Source organism: Sphingopyxis indica (assembly GCF_900188185.1).
Classification (GTDB): domain Bacteria; phylum Pseudomonadota; class Alphaproteobacteria; order Sphingomonadales; family Sphingomonadaceae; genus Sphingopyxis; species Sphingopyxis indica.
The window spans coordinates 1-17782 of sequence record NZ_FZPA01000004.1 but is presented as its reverse complement, the minus strand read 5'-3'; the positions used below and the strand labels follow the sequence as shown (position 1 = coordinate 17782).

The window sequence follows — 17782 nt, the reverse complement described above, 5'->3', positions numbered from 1 at the left end:
CCGGCGCGTGCGCAATGCGGTGTAGTGCTTGAATAACACAGGTCCGCATGCCATATAGGCAGAAGGACCCAGGGCAAGGGGTTGGAAGGAAAGACATGAGCGAACAGACGGCGACCGCAACCGACGAGCTGAAGCTGACCCCGCCCGAGCCGCTGAACCCCCTCGCCCCCGAAAAGGCCGCAGGGCTCGTGCCGCTGTCGGCCGAGCAGAAATCGAAACTCGAGGAGCGGGTCGACGGCTTCATCGACGACCTCGTCGCGCAGGATGAAAACTCCCCCGAATTCGGCAAGCGCGTCGACCAGATCACCAATATGGGCCGCAAGGAAATGCTCGACGCGGCGAGCCATTCGAACCGCTTCCTCGACCGCCCGGTCAAGGCGATGGAGCGCGACAACGACATCGGCCAGAATCTGATCGAACTGCGCTCGACCGTCGAGCGGCTCGACCCGTCGGCGAATGGCAAGCTGCTGTCGAAACGCGGCCTGCTCGACAAGATTTTCGGCAGCAAGATCAGCAATTATTTCGCGCAGTACCGCAGCGCCCAGACGCATATCAGCGGCATCCTGACCGCGCTCGCCAACGGCAAGGACGAGCTTTTGATGGACAATGCCGCGATCGACGTCGAGCGGCGCAAGATGTGGGAATCGATGGGCAAGCTCGAGCAGATGGTGCATATCGCCAAGACGCTCGACGAACGGCTCGAGGCGAAGGCGATCGAACTCGACGGCACCGATCCCGCCAAGGCAAAGATTCTGCGCGAAAACGCGCTCTTCTATGCGCGCCAGCGCACGCAGGACCTGCTCACCCAAATGGCGGTGACGGTGCAGGGCTATCTCGCGCTCGACCTTGTCAAAAAGAATAATGTCGAGCTGGTGAAGGGCGTCGACCGCGCCTCGACCACCACGGTGGGCGCGCTCAAGACCGCGATCACCGTCGCGCAGGCGATGACCAACCAGAAGCTGGTGCTCGAACAGATCACCGCATTGAACACGACGACGGCGAACATCATCGACGGCACGTCGAAGATGCTCAAGGACAACACCGCGCGCATCCACGAACAGGCGGCGTCGAGCACGATCCCGATGGAGACGCTGAGCCGCGCTTTCCAGAATATCTATGACACGATGGACGCGATCGACAGCTTCAAGCTCAAGGCGCTCGACACGATGAAGACGACCGTTGGCGCGCTCGAGGGCGAGGTTGCGAAGTCGAAGGGCTATATCGCGCGCGCCGAGGGCGCAGCGCAGGCGCAGGCAAGCGTCGGCGGCGAAGCGAGCCCGCTCGCCGCACTCGAAGGCTGAGGCGGACAATGGCGATGAGCGAGACCGACCAGACGATCATGCTCGGCAGCGCCGCGATCGAACGGTCGCGCGAGCGGCGGCGTCCGATCGGCACCAAGAGCCTCGCGCTGCGACGCCAGCATCTGTTCAAGAAGATCGGCCGGATGTTCATGGCCGGCGGCGCGGTGCTGATCGCGGCGGCGATCTTCGGCGCGGTGATCCAGCCGCTCGGCTTCACGGGGGTGATGGCGGTCACCTTGCTGCTGATCGGTGTCGCGGTGCTGTTCGGCAAATGGCCGCCCTTCCCCGAGCCGCGTCAGGCCGACCTGCCGAAGGCCGACCTCAGGCAGCTCGCGGGGCGCACCGAAATCTGGCTCGAGGCGCAGCGCCCCGCACTCCCCGCCCCGGCGCGCCAGCTCGTCGACGGGATCGGCGTCCAGCTCGACCTGCTCGCGCCGCAGCTCCAGACGCTCGACGCCGCGACTCCGGCCGCCGCGAATATCCGCAAGCTCGTCGGCGAGGACCTGCCCGAACTCGTCGCGGGCTACCAGCGCATCCCGGCGGGACTGCGCGGCGAAGCGCACGGCGGACGCACCCCCGACGACACGCTGCTCGGCGGACTCAGGATGCTCGAGCGCGAGATCGGCGACGCGGCGCGCAGCCTCGCCGCGGGCGAGATCGACAAGCTCGCGACGCGCGAGCGCTATCTCCAGCTCAAATATGAAGGGCTGGAGAGCGACGACGGGGCGGCGCCAACCTCCTGAGGCCCTTCGGTCAGTTCAGAAGGGCGACGTCGCGATCGGGCGGGCCGTTGCCGCCGCGGCCGTAGCGCTGGACATCGACGCGGTCGCGTCCGGCGCGCTTCGCTTCGTAAAGCGCCGCATCGGCGAAGCGATAGAGCTGCTGGAAATCGACCGCGGGTTTCGCCTCGGCGACGCCGACGCTCGCGGTCACGCGACGGTCTCCGATGATGTCGCGATGATCGCAGGCAGCAATCTCGCGCCGGATGCTTTCGGCGAAGCGGTCGAGCATGATCCCCTCCATTCCCACCGTCAGCAGTCCGAACTCCTCGCCGCCGAGCCGCGCGACGGTACACATCGGCCCTTCCCAGCGGTCGATCCGGCGCGCGATGCGGCAAAGCACTTCGTCGCCGACCTCGTGCCCGTGGCCGTCGTTCACCGATTTGAAGCGGTCGATGTCGACGAGCAGCAGCGCGGCGGGCAGATCGCCGGCGCGCGCCTCGGCGAGCAGCGGCGTGACGCGCTCGACGAAGCCACGCCGGTTGGCGAGGCCGGTCAGCGGGTCGCGCCGCGCGAGCGCCTGCGCATGCGCTTCGGCGGCCCGTGCATGGTCGCGTTCGACGCGCAGGTGCGACAGCCGACGCGTCGCCGCGGCCGAGAGCCATAGCGCCTGCCAGGTTGCCGCGACGAGCACGGGCAGCTTCGATCCTGCGCCCCAGAAGCCGTCTTCGACATCGACGACATGCACCAGCGCGAGCATCGCCATAGGCAGGCCCCACGCCAGCGCGAAGTCGCGCGCTTCGACCGAACCGCGCCGCCAGCCCCTGCCGAGGCAGAGTGCGACCGCAAGCAGATCGACGATGATCGCGACGCCCAGAATCTGCCCCCAGAGGCCGAGGTCGCCGCTTTGCGTGAGTGCCAGCGGAATGCCGGCGAGCCCGATGCCGAACCCCAAAACCAGTGTCGCGCTCTGCAACCCGCGCGAAATATGATCGCGGCCGATCGCCGTCACGGCGCTTGCGGTGGCGACTGCGATCGCGAGGCAGGCGAGCAGCGTCGCCGCCCGCGCAGAAGGGGTCCCCGCCGCCGCCGGCAGAATCGCAAGATGGATCTGTGACCAGAGCGCCCCCCAGACGATCATCACGCCCGACCAGGCGGCCTGCCAGACGAGATATTGGCACCGCGCCGCGACGGCGAGGGACAGGCTGTAGATGCCGCTGACGAGCAGCAAGGTCAGCGACGCTCCGATCATCGCCGCCATGCCCGCGGCCTGCAGCCCCGCCTCGTCCGCGGAGATCAGGCGCGGGTGCAACAGGCTATGGTCGGTGAGCCGGTCGAACCGCATCGCCACCGCGACCAATGGCGCGCTACGGTCGGGCGCTTCGAAGAGAAGCTGGCCGCCGACCCGCCAGTGCGCGCCATAATCGCCGCGCCGGACCCGCTGCCAGCGAACGGCGCCGTCGGCATAGACGAAGGCGACCGCGAGCCGCTCGAAGCGCGTATAGCGGACCGCGATCGCCTGCGCCTGAACGCCGGGCAAGCGGTCGATCGACGCGCGCAACCACAGGCTTGCGCGCTGATAGCCGACGGGCTCGTCGCCGCAGGAAAACGCAAGCGATGTCAGTTCTCCATCGGCAACAGACAGGCTGGTTTCCGCATGGCAAAAGACCGCATCGTCGCGCAGCGGCATCGCGCCGGCGGGACGCGCCACGCACGCCGCGATGACGCAGGCGAGCGCGAACAGCATCGCGCCCCATCGTCGCACCGAATGGCTTTGCGCAAAGGTCATGAAGTCCCCCATGCCCGGAATATCTTTGGATATCTTTACCGGTCAAACGGAAAACCGGTGTGACGTCAGTCACCCGGCATCGGGGCTCCTTCGGTATCGGCCGGACAGGCAAAGGCGCGCGGGCCGCGAGATCAGGCGGCGGCGGCCTCGCGATCGGCGAACAGCGTTTTCAAATCCTTCTTCAATATCTTGCCATTGGCGTTGCGCGGCAGCGTGTCGGCGACGAAGCGGATCGCGACCGGCACCTTGAACGCCGCGAGCCGCGCGCGCACCCAGTCCTGCAGTTCGGCTTCGGTCGCGTTCATACCGGGCGCGAGATGCACGACCGCCGCGGGTTCCTCGCCGAGCGTGCGGTGCGGAATGCCGACGATCGCGCAGTCGGTCACTGCGGGATGCTCATAGAGCGCATTCTCGACCTCGGACGAATAGATATTCTCGCCGCCGCGCAGCACCATGTCCTTGGCGCGGTCGACGATGTAGAGAAACCCTTCCGCATCGAGCCGCGCAAGGTCGCCGGTGCGCACCCAGCCATCGACGAAGGTTTCGGCGGTGGCTTGCGCCTTGTTCCAATAGCCCTTCACGATCATCGGCCCGCGCGCCCACAGCTCGCCGACGCTACCCGTCGGCAGCACCGTCACGCCGTCGTCGGCACGGATTTCGAGGTCGGCGACCGCGACCGGCGGCCCGGCGCTCGTCGGGCGGTTCAGATAATCCTCCGACGAGTGCGAGGTCACCGTCGCCATCGTTTCGGTCATCCCCCAGCCGTTGCCGGGCAGCGCGCCGAATTCCTCGTAAATGCGCTTGACCAGCTCGGGTGCCGAGGGCGCGCCGCCATAAGCGATCGCCTCGAGCGACGAGAGGTCGTATTTGGCCCGGTCAGGATGCTCGATCAGCTGCCAGGCGATCGTCGGCACCCCGCCGGTGACATTGACCTTTTCGCGCTCGATGATCTCCATCGCCTCGACTGCGTCCCATTTGCGCATGAAAATCGTCGTGTGCCCCGCCGCCATCGCGCCCATCAGGCTCGCCGAACAGGCGGTAACGTGGAACATCGGAATGACGGTCAGCGTCGTTCGCGGCTGCGGCTCGGGCACCGGCTCGCCGCGGCGCAGAAAGCTGCGCGCCGCCGAAAAGCCGCCCGAGAGGATGTTCGACATCAGATTGCGGTGCGTCCCGAGCGCCCCCTTGGGCTGGCCGGTCGTGCCGCTGGTGTAGAAAATCGTCGCGGCATCATCGCTGTCGATATCGGCGCGCGGGCGATCAGTGTCGGCCAAGGCGCTCCAGCTCGGCGGTGCTCCGGCAAGGGTTTCGAGTGCGAGCGTTCCCGCCTCCCCGTCGCCGCGCGCGACGATCCACTGCTCGACCAGGGGCAGCTCGCCGCGATGCTCGCGCAGCCGCACATAACGCTCGCCGTCGACGATGACGATCTTCGCGCCCGAATCGGCGATGCCATAGCTGAGTTCGGCGCCCGTCCACCACGCATTGAGCGGCACCGCGATCGCGCCCAAAGTGGTGATCGCGAAAAAGACCATCGGCCATTCGGGCAGGTTGCGCATCGCAAAGGCAACGCGGTCGCCCTTCGCCACTCCCATCGCCTTGAGCGCATGTGCAAGCGTCGCGGTGGCGCGCCAGTTGGCTTCATAGCTCACGCGCTCATCGTCGAGGATCGTGAAGGGCCGCTCGCCATGGGTGCGCGAGAGATCGAGGAGTGCGCCGAGATCGGACGGCGCATTTTTCCAGACGCGCGTGGGGACACCGCGAATCTCGACGGTCTCCATCTCGAACCTGGCGCCGGGCGCGGTGAGCAGCGCGGTCGCCTCCGCAAGTGACATTTTCGGCCATGCCGGATCGAGCGGCACCACCGCTTCGCCTGCCGGATCATTGGCGCTCATACCGCTCTCCCATCCTCGTTCTTGCGCCGCTCGCACGGCGGATTCCGCAGCAAGGTTAGGGTCGCGCGCGGCGCTCGACAAGATGATGATGGCGGCGCGCCACGCGACGCTACGGCAAGGCGGCGGTCCCATCTCGCCGTGGAGGGACGCCGGATGATTTCCGCAAGGATTCGCACCCCGATCGACGAATCAAAAGCCGAAATTGGCGAAATCCCTGACGCCATGTTCGGCCAGTGCAGGGTCGAGCGAGTCGAAACCCACTCGTTCCGACGGGCTCGCGGTCTGGTCTTTCAGAGAGATGGCGGTCGCTCCCATTGCGGCTGCCCGTATCGGGAGAGCAAGAGGGGAGAAGGGCCGCGGCAGCGACCGCCAGAGTTGTCGACCGGGAGGCTGCCCGCAAGCCGCCCCCCGGTCGTCAGGGATCAATCGAAGGTGAAGCGCGCGCCGATCGCGAAGGTGCGTGCCAGCTGCAGCGTGCCGAGGTTGAACTGATCGGCGTTGCCGACATTGTCGAACCTGTAATAATTCTGCTGCTTCGACTTGGTCAGGTTGGTCGCATCGAAGGTCAGGCCGATACGATCGGTGACATTCCACGTCAGCTGAACGTCGAGGCTTTCTTCCGGCCGGTACCAGACGCCGATCGGATTGGCGAACAGGCGCGCTTCGTTGTTGTGCAGAAAGCCCTTGCGCCAGACATAGGACACGCGCGCATCGAACGGCCCGCGGTCATAAGCGAGCGTGGCGTTGTAGGAGAATTTCGACACGTTGAAGAATTGCGACGTCGCCTCGCCGGTGATGTTCCCCGCCGAGTCCGTCATCGGAATATTCTGCTTGGAATCGAGGATCGTCACGCTTCCCTGAAAACCGAGGCCGTCGAGGATGCTCGGCAGATAGGTGGGGAAATAGGTCAGGCCGATTTCGACGCCCTTGAGCACGCCGTCGGAGGCATTGACCGGCCGGGTGATGGCGAAATTTTCGGTCGCACCCGCGACGATGCCATTGTCCGGAATATGCTCCATGACCGTCAGCGGAACGACAAGGCCGTCAATCTCGCGCCGGAAGCCGGTGACATAGATCGCGCTGTTGCGTTCGAAATACCATTCGAGCGCGAGGTCGTAATTCTTCGAATGCGTCGGCCTCAAATCCGCGGTGCCCGCCGATCCGCTGCCATAGCCCACGTTGGTGAGATCGCCGGTCAACGAATAATTCGGATTGATGTCCGTGAAATTGGGACGGCGGAGCGTTTCGCCATAATTGAAGCGCAGCCGCAGATTGGGCGTGATTTCATAGCGCGCGGTGAAGCTGGGCAGGAATTTCGACGACTGGCTGCCGCCGCGGGTCAGCGCACCGTCGTTGTAGCGATCGAAGAAATTCGAATCGGTTGTGACCGAGACGTAGCGAACGCCGCCTTCGAGACGCAGCGGCCGGCCGAAGATCGAAAGCTCGCCATCGGCCATGACATAGGCCGACATCGTCACTTCGTCGATGTCGAAGGTCTTGACGAGCGACAGCGCTTCCGAGGTCGGCAGGCCATAAAGGTCGCGGACCATGTCGGCATTGTCGTGCAGCCAGCCGCCGTCGGCAAGGACCCAGCTGCGCGGCACGTCGGCGATGCCCTTCATAAAGTCCGAATTGGTGAACAGCGCGTCTTCGGGCAAGGTCGAAAGCGCGACGCCCAGGACGCCGGCATCCTGTGTCCGCACATAGCTTTTTGCCTTGCGGTCATCGTAACGCAGACCCGCCTTGACCCGGCGGATGAAGCCCTCGTCCCACTCATAATAGCCGTCGAGCGTGGCGGTGATCGCGCTTCCCTTGTCCTTGTTCGCATTGTCGTAAAGCTGCGCAACGGTCCAGACGTCGGGATCGGTCAGCAGGCTGTCGTCCGCGAAGTGATAGGAGGGAATTCCGCCGCCGGCGTTGAAGTCGGTGGTGATCTGGTTTGCGACGCGTTCGGTCCGCATCGCGATGAACGAGCCCTTGTTGGTGCTCGTCTGATAGGCGACATCGCCGATGATCTTGCCCCGATCGCCAAGGTCCCATTGCCCGTTGAGGGCATAGACGAAGCTGTCGGTCTTGTTCGTCGCATAGTCGCCGCTGTTGAAGCCATAGACATCGTCGACGGTGCGCGCCTTGACGATGTTGGTGCCGTCATAGAGCTCGACCGGTCCCGGGTTGCCCCACCAGTCGACGAAGCTGAACTGCAGCGAGTTGAACGTCGTCCCTCGGAAGCCCGCGTAGAACACTTCCGCCGTATAGACCGAACTCGAATTCGGCGCCCATTGCAGCGCGACATTTACCGACGGGCGTTCGCGCTTGCCATAAAGGTCCGAGCTGAAGACGGCGTCGCGCGAGAGATAATAGGGAACGGCGACGCCATTATAGTCGATCGTCGAGCCCGGTGCGGTAGGCAGGCCATAGTCGAGGCCGGGCTGCCAGCCGGAGAATATCCGCTCGAGTGGGGCGAGGCCCGATCCGGCGGGCGGATTTTCCGTTGCGAACGGAACGAAGGCGCCCGCGGTCGTCGACATGTTCCGGTATTTGGTCCGGCTCCAGCTGCCGTTGACCAACAGGCCGATGTCGCCGATGCCGGTTTCCCAGCGGTCGCTGACGAGCAGCGCGACATTGGGGTTAAAGCTGTCGGCCTGTTCGTTATAGATGCCGCGCGCGAGACCCGAGACCGTGAAGCCGTCGAAATCGAACGGACGGCGCGTCTTGACGTCGATCTGGCCCGCAAGGCCGGTTTCGATCTGATCGGAGGAACGGGTCTTGTAGACGTCGACCTGCCTGACGAGGTTGGCCGAAATGTCCTGCAACGCGAACGACTGCCCCGCCGCGGTAAAGATGTTGCGGCCGTTGAGCGTCGTCAGCGGATCGGGAAGGCCGCGAATCGTCACGGTGGCGGCTTCGCCGCCGGCGCGGTCGGTCACCTGCACGCCGGTCACGCGCTGGAGCGCTTCGACGACATTATTGTCCGGCAATTTACCGATGTCCTCGGCCACGACAGAGTCGACGATCTGCACCGATTCCTTGCGTACATTCAGCGCGCCGACGATCGAGGCGCGAACGCCGGTGACGATGATATCGTCGGCCGCGGGCTGGCCATTGCCTTCGGAAGCCGCGGAAGCGCCCTGATCGCTCTGGCTTTGCGCATGGGCAACGCCGGCGAGGCTCAGGGCCAGAATGGATGCTGTGCAGAATGCGATTGGCTTGAGCGCCATAGTCTATCCTCCCGTTGAGGCTGGCCGATACCATGCCTCGTGAACCAGTGAGGCCTATAATTTGTCGGAGTTAAAATTTGCAAGCCGATTCTGCTAGCGCGCGGGATTATACCCGATTTGTGCGACATCTGCGCCACACATGGCCTTCATGGACCCAAAGCGGATATTATTTAGTCTGATTTATTAAGCCTATGAAATATCCCAGATACTGGCCGCTTCGCCTGCGGGAGCCAGTCGGAGAGAGCCCGCATCGTGCGCAAGCGCCTTGCCGGGATAGGCGGCCGATTCGAGAATGACGCAGTCCTTGCGCGGGCCGGGCCGGCGCTTGAACAGGTCGCCGCCGGGTGCGCGATCGCCCGCGGCGGACGGCCGGATCTCGACGCCGCCGCTCGCGGTGGCAGCAAGGCAATGATCGCGCAGGAGAATGGGCGAGAGGCGCAGATCGCCGTTTGCATCGGGCAGCGAACGGAACTGCGTCTGCGCGAGCGGCGCGGAGCCGACGAAGGCCCGCGTGCCGGCATGGGCGAGCCAGACGCCGGACCGGCCCGCCGGCGCGAAGCGTTCGGGCAACGGGCCGTTGCCCACGGGCACGCCGAAATCGGGATTGCCCTGCGCGTCGAAGTAAAGGCGCTGCGCCCGCGTATGACGATCGGGGTTGAACAGCGGGTCGCCTTCGATCGCCTCATAATCGCGGCCATGATAGACGAGCATGTCGCGGCCCTCTTCGTCGACGGTGAAGCTGTTATGGCCGGGCCCATAGACCGAGGTTTCGCGGCATGTGGTAAAGACGGGTTCGGGCGACTTGGTCCAGGCGTGCGGGTCCATGATGTCGGCATCGGCGTCCGCGGTGAGCAGGCCGAGGCAATAGCGCGCATCGGTTGCGCTCGCCGAATAGGTCATGAACAGCTTGCCGCCCCGTTCGAGCACGGCGGGGGCTTCGTTGACCTTGAACCCCCGCACTTCCCAGTCGAGCGTCGGCACGGTCAGCCGCACGGCGGGCGCCGCCAGCGTCAGCGGCGTGGCCAGCGGGGCGATATAGAGATTCGAATTCGTCTCGATGCCCGGCTCGCGCTGCGCCCAGGCGAAATATTGCGTCCCGCGATGCATGAAGATCGTCGAATCGAGATTGAAGCTGTCCCAGGGCGCGTCGAACTGGCCGAGCACCGTCCAATTCCCGGTCATCGGGTCGGGGCCGTCGCATATCACCGCATAGGTACGGATGCGAAAGACATCCTCGCCACCGCCGCTGGGACCGGCCGCGAAATAAACGATCCAGCGCCCGCCGACGAAATGCAGTTCGGGCGCCCACAGGAAGCCCGACATCGGCCCGCTCGCCTCGTGCCGCCACAGGACACGTTCTTCGGCGTCGGCCAGCCCGGCAAGCGTGCGCGAGCGGCGCAGGATGAGGCGGTCATATTCGGGGACCGACCCGGTCATATAATAGTTGCCGTCTTCGTGCCGGAAGATCTGGGCGTCGGCCCGCTGCTTCACGAGCGGATTGGAAAGGGCGGGAAGCGGCGGCGCGGAGCCGCCGGTGGCGGCGGCCGGCAAGGCCCTGCCAGCTCGCGAGCAGGCGACAGGCAACAGAGCGGCACCGGCCGCGAAAGCACGACGCGAAATTCCGAATTGCATCTTGTCCTCTCCCAAGTTGAATGGCCGCCCGCTGGGGATTGCCCTATTCGGCGACCGGCCAGCCGTCCGCGCTCCACCGGACGCGCGCGATACGCAGGGTCGGGGCACCGTTCCGCTGCCTGTCATAAGCATGGTAGGCGACGTAGGTCGTCCCGTCCGTGTCGGTGAAGGCGCCGGCATGACCGGGGCCGCGAAACCGCTGCTGTTCCTGCAGGTCGGCCCGCAGAAAGATCGTCCCCCCGCCTGCCATCATCTCGCTGCCGTCCTTGCCCAGATAGGGACCGGTGATCTTCCGCGCGCGCGAAACGACCGTATAATAGGTGCTGTTCGCGCCCTTGCAGCAATAATCATAGGAAACGAGCAGATAGTACCAGCCGCCGTGGCCGATGATGAACGGCGCTTCGATCGCCGCCGGTCCGCCGGCGGGCGCGATCCGCCGCGCGATCGAATAGGGCTCGCTTCCCGGCGCCGGCTTGCCCGTCGCCGGATCGAGCGCGAAGAGCTTGATCCCGCTCCAAAAGCTTCCGAGCGCCAGCCACTGGCGTCCTTCGGCATCGACGACGAGGTTCGGATCGATCGCGTTGAAATCGTCCTCGGCCGTGGACATGACGACGAGCCCATGATCCTTCCAGCCGTAATCCGGGGCTTTCGGATCGAGCGTGGGGCTGGTCGCAAGGCCGATGGCCGAGCGGTTGGAGCCGAAGGTCGAGACCGAATAATAGAGCCGATATTCGCCGTTCACATAGGATATGTCGGGGGCCCATAGGCCTTCGGCGCCGGGGATGGCCTGCCTGGCCCACGCCGGAATCTCGGCGAAGACCGCGCCGGCGTCCTTCCACTGCGCGAGATCGCGCGAGGTCTTGATTCCCACATATTTGCCGATCGTGCTGAACACATAATAGGTGTCGCCTTCGCGAATGATCGCCGGATCGTGCGCGGTCAGATCGCCCGACAGCCGATCGTTCGGACCGGCCGCGACCTGCTGCCCGGCGGCGCCGGAAGCGGGCACGGCCAGACCGAGCGCCGCGGCGAGGAGAAGCGTCCTCCTCATTGCAGTTCGAGCACGACCACCGACTTGGCCGGCAAGGTCACGACGAGCTTGCCGTCCTTGACGATCGCCCCCGAGAAGGGCGCGGGCCGGACCGCCTGCGGGGCATCGAAGCTGTTGTGCGCGTCGATCGTGGCGGCGGTCAGGATGCGGCCCGAAACCTGCCGGGCGGCCACGCCGTCGAGCGCGATCGTCACGCTGTTGGGCTCGGTGGGATCGGCGTTCGACAGTCCGATATGGACCTTGCCGTCCCGGCCCTTCACCGCCGAACCGCTGACGGCCGGCAGGCTATATTGACCCTTGGCATAGGTCGGCGTGTCGATGTCGATCGGCAGCACGGTGGCGTCCTGCCAAGGCTTGTACATCTCGAAGACATGATAGGTCGGGGTCAGGACCATCTTGTCGCCGTCGGTCAGAATCATCGCCTGCAACACATTCACCATCTGGGCGATGGCGGTCATGCGGACGCGGTCGGCGTGCCGGGCGAAAATGTCGAGGTTGATCGCGGCGATCAGCGCGTCGCGCAACGTATTCTGCTGACGCAGGAAGCCCGGCCGCGTTCCCGGATCCTGCGCATACCATGCGCCCCATTCGTCGACCGCGAGAAACATGCGCTTTTCGGGATCATATTTGTCCATGATCGCGCTGTGCCGGGCGATCAGCTCGTCCATGCGCCAGGCCTGATGAAGCGTATCGGCCCAGGCGCTTTCGTCGAAGCCGGTCGCCGGCGCGCGCGGCGGCCAGCCGCCGCCGGGAAGCACATAATAGTGGAGCGACAGGCCGTCGAGCGTCGACGCGGCGACGCGCATCATCGTCTCGGTCCAGTTATAATCGTCGACGTTCGCCCCCGCCGCGATCTTCAGGATCTTCGTGCCCGCCGGCGCCTTGATGAAGGTGGCATAGCGGCGCGTCACATCGGCCGCATATTCGGCACGCATATTGCCGCCGCAGCCCCAAAGCTCGTTGCCGACGCCGAAATAGGGAACCGACCAGGGCTCCTTGTGGCCGTTCCTCGCGCGTTCGTCGGCGAGGCTTCCGGCCGGCGCCGTCATATATTCGACCCACTCGGCCATCTCGCGCGGCGAACCGTTGCCGACATTGCCCGCGACATAGGCCTGGGCGCCGACCTGGCGGACAAGCTCGAAAAATTCGTGGGTGCCGACGCTGTTGGATTCGGTCACGCCGCCCCAATGGGTGTTGATCTTGACCGGACGCTCGCCTTGCGGGCCGATGCCTTCGCGCCAGTGATATTCGTCCGCGAAACAGCCGCCGGGCCAGCGGATGACCGGGACCGACAGATTGCGCAGCGCGCCGACGACGTCGTTGCGAAAGCCGTTGGTGTTGGGAATCTTGCTGTCCGTCCCGACCCACAGGCCGCCATAAATGCCGTTGCCCAGATGCTCGGCGAATTGCGTGAAGATCTCCTTGTTATAGACCGGCCCGGGTGCATCGGCGTGGATCACCGCCGTCGTCGGCTTTCCTCCGGTATCGGCCTGCGCCGCCCCCGCGAACGCGGTGGCGCCCAGCAGCAGAAATGTCGCCGTGTGGCGAAGCGTCCTCAGCATCATGGTCTCTCCTCCCCGTAAGGGGTCAGTCGTTGAAGGGTTCGACGCTCTCGCGCCGTCCGCGCAGAAAGGCGTCGGCAACGAGGCGGAGCGGGTCGATGTCGACATCGCTGCGCCCGCCGCGGATCAGATTGGCGAAGCGCGAATAGAGGCCGGGATATTCGAGGTCCTCATTATGCTCGGTCCCGCCGGGCAGGGTCAGCACCGCGCCGCCGCTCGACAGCTTGAGCGTTCCCGCGTCGGTTTCGACCGTGATGTTCCAGCTTTGCGGCCCGGTCTGGCGCCAGTCGAGATCCATGTGAATGTCGGCCCCCGCGGTGTCGCGAAAGCGCAGTTCGGCTGCGATCGGCGCAGCCCGATTTTCCGGAATGCTGAGCGCGGCGTCCTCGAGGAAGACCGGACGCGGCAGGATATGGGTGAGGATCGACAGGGCGTTGATCCCCGGATCGAATACGCCGAGGCCGCCGGGTTCCCAGATCCACGCCTGCCCGGGATGCCAGACGCGCACATCCTCGCGCCAGACGATCGAGACCTTCTGGATCGTGCGTTCGGCAAGCCAGGCCCGCGCCGGCGCCACGCCTGCGGCAAAGCGCGAATGCCAGGCGGCGAAAAGCGTGACGCCGACCTTGTCGGCCCGCTCGCGCAGCGCGACCACCTCGCTCAGCGTCGCCCCCGGCGGTTTTTCGAGGAAGACGTGAACGCCGCGCTTCAGCGCCAGCGCCGCCAGATCGTAGCGCACCTGCGGCGGGGTGCAGAGGGCGACGGCATCAATCGCCGGTCCGCCATAGAGCAGATCGCCGAGGCTGGCGAAATGGGCAACGCCCTCCCGGCCGGGATCGTGCGGGCTCACGGTCGCCGCCAGGCTGAAGGCGGCGTTGCCGGCGATGGCGGGCAGATGCTGGTCGCGGGCGATCTTGCCGAGACCGACGACGGCGATGCGGATCGGGTCCATCGTTCAGAGCGCCTTGACCGCGACCGCGGGGGCATCGGCGCGCGCCAGCGGATTGGCGAGCGGCAGCGCGAAGGGGAAAGCCGAAATCTCGAAGACGTCGCCTTCCTGCGTCGTCACCCCGTCGCTGAACGACAGCGTCGCGGTGCCGAAGAAATGGACGTGAATGTCGCCCGGCCGGCGAAAGAGATCATATTTGAAATGATGATGCTCGAGGTTGGCGATCGTGTGCGACATATTCGCCTCGCCCGACAGGAACGGCTTTTCCCAGAGCAGTTCCCCGCCGCGCCGGATACGGCTGGTGCCCTCGATGCCCGCGGGCGGCGTGCCGAGCAGCAGTTCCGCGCCCAATGCGGCGCGGCGCAGCTTCGAATGCGCGAGCCAGAGGTAGTTGTGCCGCTCGGTCACATGGTCCGAATATTCGTTGGCCAGCGCAAAGCCGAGCCGATAGGGAGTGCCGTCCTCGCCGACGATATAGATGCCGGCGACTTCGGGTTCCTCGCTGCCGTCCTTGGCAAAGGCGGGCATCGGGAGCGGGTCCCGGGGGCCGACGAGCTGCGAACCGTCGCCCTTGTAGAACCATTCGGGTTGCTGCCCGACCTCGCCCGGGGCAGGCTTGCCGCCTTCGAGGCCTTCCAGAAACATGCGCATCGAATCGGTCTGCTTCTCGCTCGCCGCGGCCTCGCGGTGCATCTTGTCGCGGCCCTCGGCCGAGCCGAGATGCGTCAGGCCGGTGCCCGACAGGATCAGGTGCGCCGCGTCCGCATGGTCGATCGGCGCCAGCAGGCGGCCCGCGTCAAATTCGGCGCGAATGTCGACGTCTGCGCCCTGTCCGCAGGCCCGGGCAGTGTCGGCCAGCGTTTCGCCCGCCGCGATCGCCCGCTGCGCCAATTCGCGGACCGACGTCACGCCCGGAAGGAAATGCGCCGTGTCGCCTTCGGCAAGAATGACCGACCGCGAGCCGTCGGCCGCGCGATGCTGAAGCAGGCGAAGATAAGTCATGTGTCTCTCCCGGATCGCGGCGCGTCCCTTTCGCCGGGCGCGCCGCGGTAAGATGGCTGGTGTCAGTCGAGCTTGAGCGTGCCGTCGATCAGGCGGGGGGCGCCGTCGCCGATGGCGCTGTCGCGCAGCTCATCGGGCAGGACGTCCTGGGCGATATTCTGATAGCTGACCGGGCGCAGGAAGCGGTCGATGGCCAGGCTGCCCACCGAGGTGGTACGCGGATCGGACGTGGCCGGAAACGGGCCGCCGTGAACCATCGCATGACAGACTTCGACGCCGGTCGGCCAGCCGTTCGCGAGGATCCGGCCCGCCTTGCGCTCGAGTATCGGCAGAAGGCGCGCAGCCATGCCTGCGTCGGCGGAATCCATGTGGAGGGTGGCGGTGAGCTGGCCTTCGAGTCCGGCAACGACCCTGGCGAGTTCGGCTTCGTCCTTGCAACGCACGACGATCGAGGCCGCGCCGAAAACCTCGTGGCCCATCGCGCTGTCGGCCAGGAAGGCTTCGCCGGTCGTCTGGAACAGGACGGCGTCGCCGCGGGTGCGGTCGCCTTCTGCGCCGCGCGCCACCGTCTCGACGCCCGGACATGCGGCGAGGGTCGCGACGCCTCTCGCATAGGCATCGCGAATGCCGACGGTCAGCATCGTCTGCGGCTGCGCTTGCGTCACTGCCTCCGCAGCTGCGGCGATAAAGGCGTCGAGCCCCTCGCCTTCGACCGCCAGAACGAGGCCGGGGTTGGTGCAGAACTGGCCGGCCCCCATGGTGAGCGAGCCGACGAACGCCGCGCCGAGCGCCTCGCCGCGCGCCTTCAGCGCTTCGGGCAGCAACAGGACGGGATTGATGCTCGACATTTCGGCGTAGACGGGAATCGGAACGTCGCGGGCCTGCGCGATTCTGATGAGCGCCAGGCCGCCGGCGCGCGAGCCGGTGAAGCCGACCGCCATGATCCGCGGATCATCGACGAGCGCCGCACCCAGATCGTTCGAGGGGCCGGAAAGATGCTGGAAAACGCCTTCGGGAAGCCCGCAGGCGGCCACCGCGCTGGCGATCGCCTGTGCGACCAGCCCGCCGGTGATCGGGTGAGCGGGGTGTCCCTTGACGACGACGGGGCAGCCGGCGGCCAGCGCCGAAGCGGTGTCGCCGCCGGCCGTCGAGAAAGCGAGCGGAAAGTTCGAAGCGCCGAATATGGCGACCGGACCGACCGGAATCATGCGAAGGCGCAGGTCCGGCCGCGGCAGCGGCTGACGATCGGGCATGGCGGGGTCGATACGAAGCTGTTGCCAGCGGCCCTTGCGCACCACATCGGCGAACAGGCGAAGCTGGCCGACGGTGCGCCCGCGCTCGCCTTCGAGGCGCGCGCGCGGCAAGCCGCTTTCGGTCATGGCCGCCTCGATGAGCGAATCGCCGATGGCGAGTATTTCCTCGGCGATTCGCTCGAGAAAGGCGGCGCGCTCCTCGCGGCCGGTCGCGCGATAGGCGTCGAACGCGGCGTCGGCTTTCCTGCAGGCTTCCGCAACATCTGCGGAACTGTCGACCTTGAGCGGCTCGCCATGGGGTTGACCCGTTTCGGCGGCGATGGAATGGAAATCTGACATTTGAGGGGCTCCTTATTTACTCCGACATATTTCGAGTGAGCGCCAAACGCAATCTTTGTCGTTCCTTCCCTGCGGGCGGGCTGTTAGGGTCTGGTGGCGGAGGTAGCTGAAATCGTGACAAAGGCTGAACCGGGCAAGGAAAAGGAAATGGCGAAGCCGGGGGAGGAACGCGGCCCCGGCCGGCGCCTGCACGGCGCCATCGCACACAGGCTGGGCACCGACATCTTGTCGGGCAAATATGCGCCCGGCGATGTCCTGTCCGGCGAAGTGGCCTTTGCCGAAGAGCTGCAGGTCTCCCGCAGCGCCTATCGCGAGGCGATCCAGGTGCTCACCGCCAAGGGACTGGTGGCGAGCCGCCCGAAGGCCGGAACGCGCGTGCTGCCGCGCGAGCGCTGGAACCTGCTCGATCCCGAAGTGCTCGGATGGGCCTTCGCCGGGGAGCCCGACATCGAGTTTGTGCGCAGCCTGTTCGAACTGCGCGCCATCGTCGAACCGGCCGCCGCCCGGCTGGCGGCGCAGCGGCGGGACAAGGCCGACCTCAAGATCATGAAGACCGCGCTTGCCGACATGCGCCGGCACACGCTGACCACCGAGGCCGGGCGCGCCGCCGACAGGGATTTTCACAATGCGATTCTGCATGCCACCGGCAATCAGGCGTTGATGGTGCTGAGCGCAAGCATCAGCGCCGCGGTGAATTGGACGACGCAGTTCAAGCAGCGCGCGCGCGCGCTGCCGCGCAATCCGATCCCGGATCACGTCCGCGTGTATGACGCCATCGTGTCCGGCGACGGCGATGGCGCCGCAGAAGCGATGAATTCACTCATCGACCTTGCGCTCGAAGATACGCGCAGCGCCATGGCCGGCTGAAGCGAGAGCCTTTCCGGCCCCGGCGACGGGCCGGCGACGGCGCCGCCGGCCCGCTCTGGATCAGCTCTCTGCAAGCCGCACGTCAGGAGGCGGGCGTCTCCAGCACCTCGCCAGGCAGGGCGTTGGTGGGTTTTGAGCCCCACAAGGCGTAGAAGAGGACGTAGAGTTCGCAGGCGACGGTGAGCCAGAAGCTGTTCTGGAGGCCGAC

At 66.0% G+C, this 17782-nt stretch carries 13 protein-coding genes; 3 read left to right on the top strand and 10 right to left on the bottom strand.

Annotated features, from left to right (window positions below; translation table 11 throughout):
- The first annotated feature begins 95 nt into the window (after positions 1 to 95).
- Both CHB69_RS07235 and CHB69_RS07230 read left to right on the top strand, forming a co-directional pair.
- The gene (locus CHB69_RS07235) at positions 96 to 1301 is read left to right on the top strand and encodes a toxic anion resistance protein (RefSeq protein WP_089215337.1); all 1206 of its coding nucleotides are present in this window, start codon (positions 96 to 98) and stop codon (positions 1299 to 1301) included.
- A gap of 14 nt (positions 1302 to 1315) precedes the next feature.
- Positions 1316 to 2044 (top strand): hypothetical protein, encoded by a 729-nt coding sequence (locus tag CHB69_RS07230; protein WP_245836610.1) that lies wholly within the window; start codon positions 1316 to 1318, stop codon positions 2042 to 2044.
- Positions 2045 to 2054: 10 nt separating this feature from the next.
- Here the strand turns inward: CHB69_RS07230 and CHB69_RS07225 are convergent, their stop codons facing one another.
- The 10 genes from CHB69_RS07225 to CHB69_RS07185 form a co-directional block, all read right to left on the bottom strand.
- Positions 2055 to 3809, bottom strand: coding sequence for a GGDEF domain-containing protein (locus CHB69_RS07225; protein WP_089215528.1), 1755 nt, complete (start codon positions 3807 to 3809; stop codon positions 2055 to 2057).
- 131 nt (positions 3810 to 3940) lie between these two features.
- Positions 3941 to 5701 (bottom strand): class I adenylate-forming enzyme family protein, encoded by a 1761-nt coding sequence (locus CHB69_RS07220; protein WP_089215335.1) that lies wholly within the window; start codon positions 5699 to 5701, stop codon positions 3941 to 3943.
- Between the two features lie 189 nt (positions 5702 to 5890).
- Entirely contained in the window at positions 5891 to 6016 is a 126-nt protein-coding gene (locus tag CHB69_RS20670) for a hypothetical protein (RefSeq protein WP_281252657.1), read from the bottom strand.
- A gap of 107 nt (positions 6017 to 6123) precedes the next feature.
- Entirely contained in the window at positions 6124 to 8919 is a 2796-nt protein-coding gene (locus CHB69_RS07215) for a TonB-dependent receptor (protein ID WP_089215334.1), read from the bottom strand.
- 189 nt (positions 8920 to 9108) lie between these two features.
- A complete protein-coding gene (locus CHB69_RS07210) occupies positions 9109 to 10551 on the bottom strand; it encodes a glycoside hydrolase family 43 protein (RefSeq protein WP_089215333.1) in 1443 nt (480 codons plus the stop codon).
- 43 nt (positions 10552 to 10594) lie between these two features.
- Positions 10595 to 11602 (bottom strand): arabinan endo-1,5-alpha-L-arabinosidase, encoded by a 1008-nt coding sequence (locus CHB69_RS07205; protein WP_089215332.1) that lies wholly within the window; start codon positions 11600 to 11602, stop codon positions 10595 to 10597.
- On the bottom strand, positions 11599 to 13164 hold the full coding sequence (locus tag CHB69_RS07200) for an alpha-N-arabinofuranosidase (protein WP_089215527.1): 1566 nt from the start codon (positions 13162 to 13164) through the stop codon (positions 11599 to 11601). The genes CHB69_RS07205 and CHB69_RS07200 overlap by 4 nt, the downstream gene beginning before the upstream one ends.
- A 25-nt stretch (positions 13165 to 13189) precedes the next feature.
- Positions 13190 to 14116 carry a Gfo/Idh/MocA family protein gene (locus CHB69_RS07195; RefSeq protein ID WP_089215331.1) on the bottom strand — a complete coding sequence of 309 codons (927 nt, stop codon included), beginning with the start codon at positions 14114 to 14116 and terminating at the stop codon, positions 13190 to 13192.
- Positions 14117 to 14119: 3 nt separating this feature from the next.
- Positions 14120 to 15115, bottom strand: a complete 996-nt coding sequence (araD1, locus tag CHB69_RS07190; protein WP_089215330.1) for an AraD1 family protein — start codon at positions 15113 to 15115, stop codon at positions 14120 to 14122.
- 62 nt (positions 15116 to 15177) lie between these two features.
- Positions 15178 to 16707: an aldehyde dehydrogenase (NADP(+)) gene (locus CHB69_RS07185; RefSeq protein WP_089215329.1), complete on the bottom strand. Its 1530-nt coding sequence runs from the start codon at positions 16705 to 16707 to the stop codon at positions 15178 to 15180.
- A gap of 147 nt (positions 16708 to 16854) precedes the next feature.
- Between CHB69_RS07185 and CHB69_RS07180 the strand changes: the two genes are divergently transcribed.
- Positions 16855 to 17574, top strand: a complete 720-nt coding sequence (locus tag CHB69_RS07180) for a FadR/GntR family transcriptional regulator (RefSeq protein ID WP_089215526.1) — start codon at positions 16855 to 16857, stop codon at positions 17572 to 17574.
- The last annotated feature ends 208 nt before the right edge of the window (positions 17575 to 17782 follow it).

Coding starts and splice junctions, on each gene's coding strand:
- CHB69_RS07195 (WP_089215331.1), bottom strand. CDS start 14,116: ATGGACCCGATCCGCATCGCCGTCGTCGGTCTCGGCAAGATCGCCCGC.
- CHB69_RS20670 (WP_281252657.1), bottom strand. CDS start 6,016: ATGGGAGCGACCGCCATCTCTCTGAAAGACCAGACCGCGAGCCCGTCG.
- CHB69_RS07210 (WP_089215333.1), bottom strand. CDS start 10,551: ATGCAATTCGGAATTTCGCGTCGTGCTTTCGCGGCCGGTGCCGCTCTG.
- CHB69_RS07235 (WP_089215337.1), top strand. CDS start 96: ATGAGCGAACAGACGGCGACCGCAACCGACGAGCTGAAGCTGACCCCG.
- CHB69_RS07205 (WP_089215332.1), bottom strand. CDS start 11,602: ATGAGGAGGACGCTTCTCCTCGCCGCGGCGCTCGGTCTGGCCGTGCCC.
- CHB69_RS07180 (WP_089215526.1), top strand. CDS start 16,855: ATGGCGAAGCCGGGGGAGGAACGCGGCCCCGGCCGGCGCCTGCACGGC.
- CHB69_RS07230 (WP_245836610.1), top strand. CDS start 1,316: ATGAGCGAGACCGACCAGACGATCATGCTCGGCAGCGCCGCGATCGAA.
- CHB69_RS07200 (WP_089215527.1), bottom strand. CDS start 13,164: ATGCTGAGGACGCTTCGCCACACGGCGACATTTCTGCTGCTGGGCGCC.
- CHB69_RS07215 (WP_089215334.1), bottom strand. CDS start 8,919: ATGGCGCTCAAGCCAATCGCATTCTGCACAGCATCCATTCTGGCCCTG.
- CHB69_RS07185 (WP_089215329.1), bottom strand. CDS start 16,707: ATGTCAGATTTCCATTCCATCGCCGCCGAAACGGGTCAACCCCATGGC.
- CHB69_RS07220 (WP_089215335.1), bottom strand. CDS start 5,701: ATGAGCGCCAATGATCCGGCAGGCGAAGCGGTGGTGCCGCTCGATCCG.
- araD1 (WP_089215330.1), bottom strand. CDS start 15,115: ATGACTTATCTTCGCCTGCTTCAGCATCGCGCGGCCGACGGCTCGCGG.
- CHB69_RS07225 (WP_089215528.1), bottom strand. CDS start 3,809: ATGACCTTTGCGCAAAGCCATTCGGTGCGACGATGGGGCGCGATGCTG.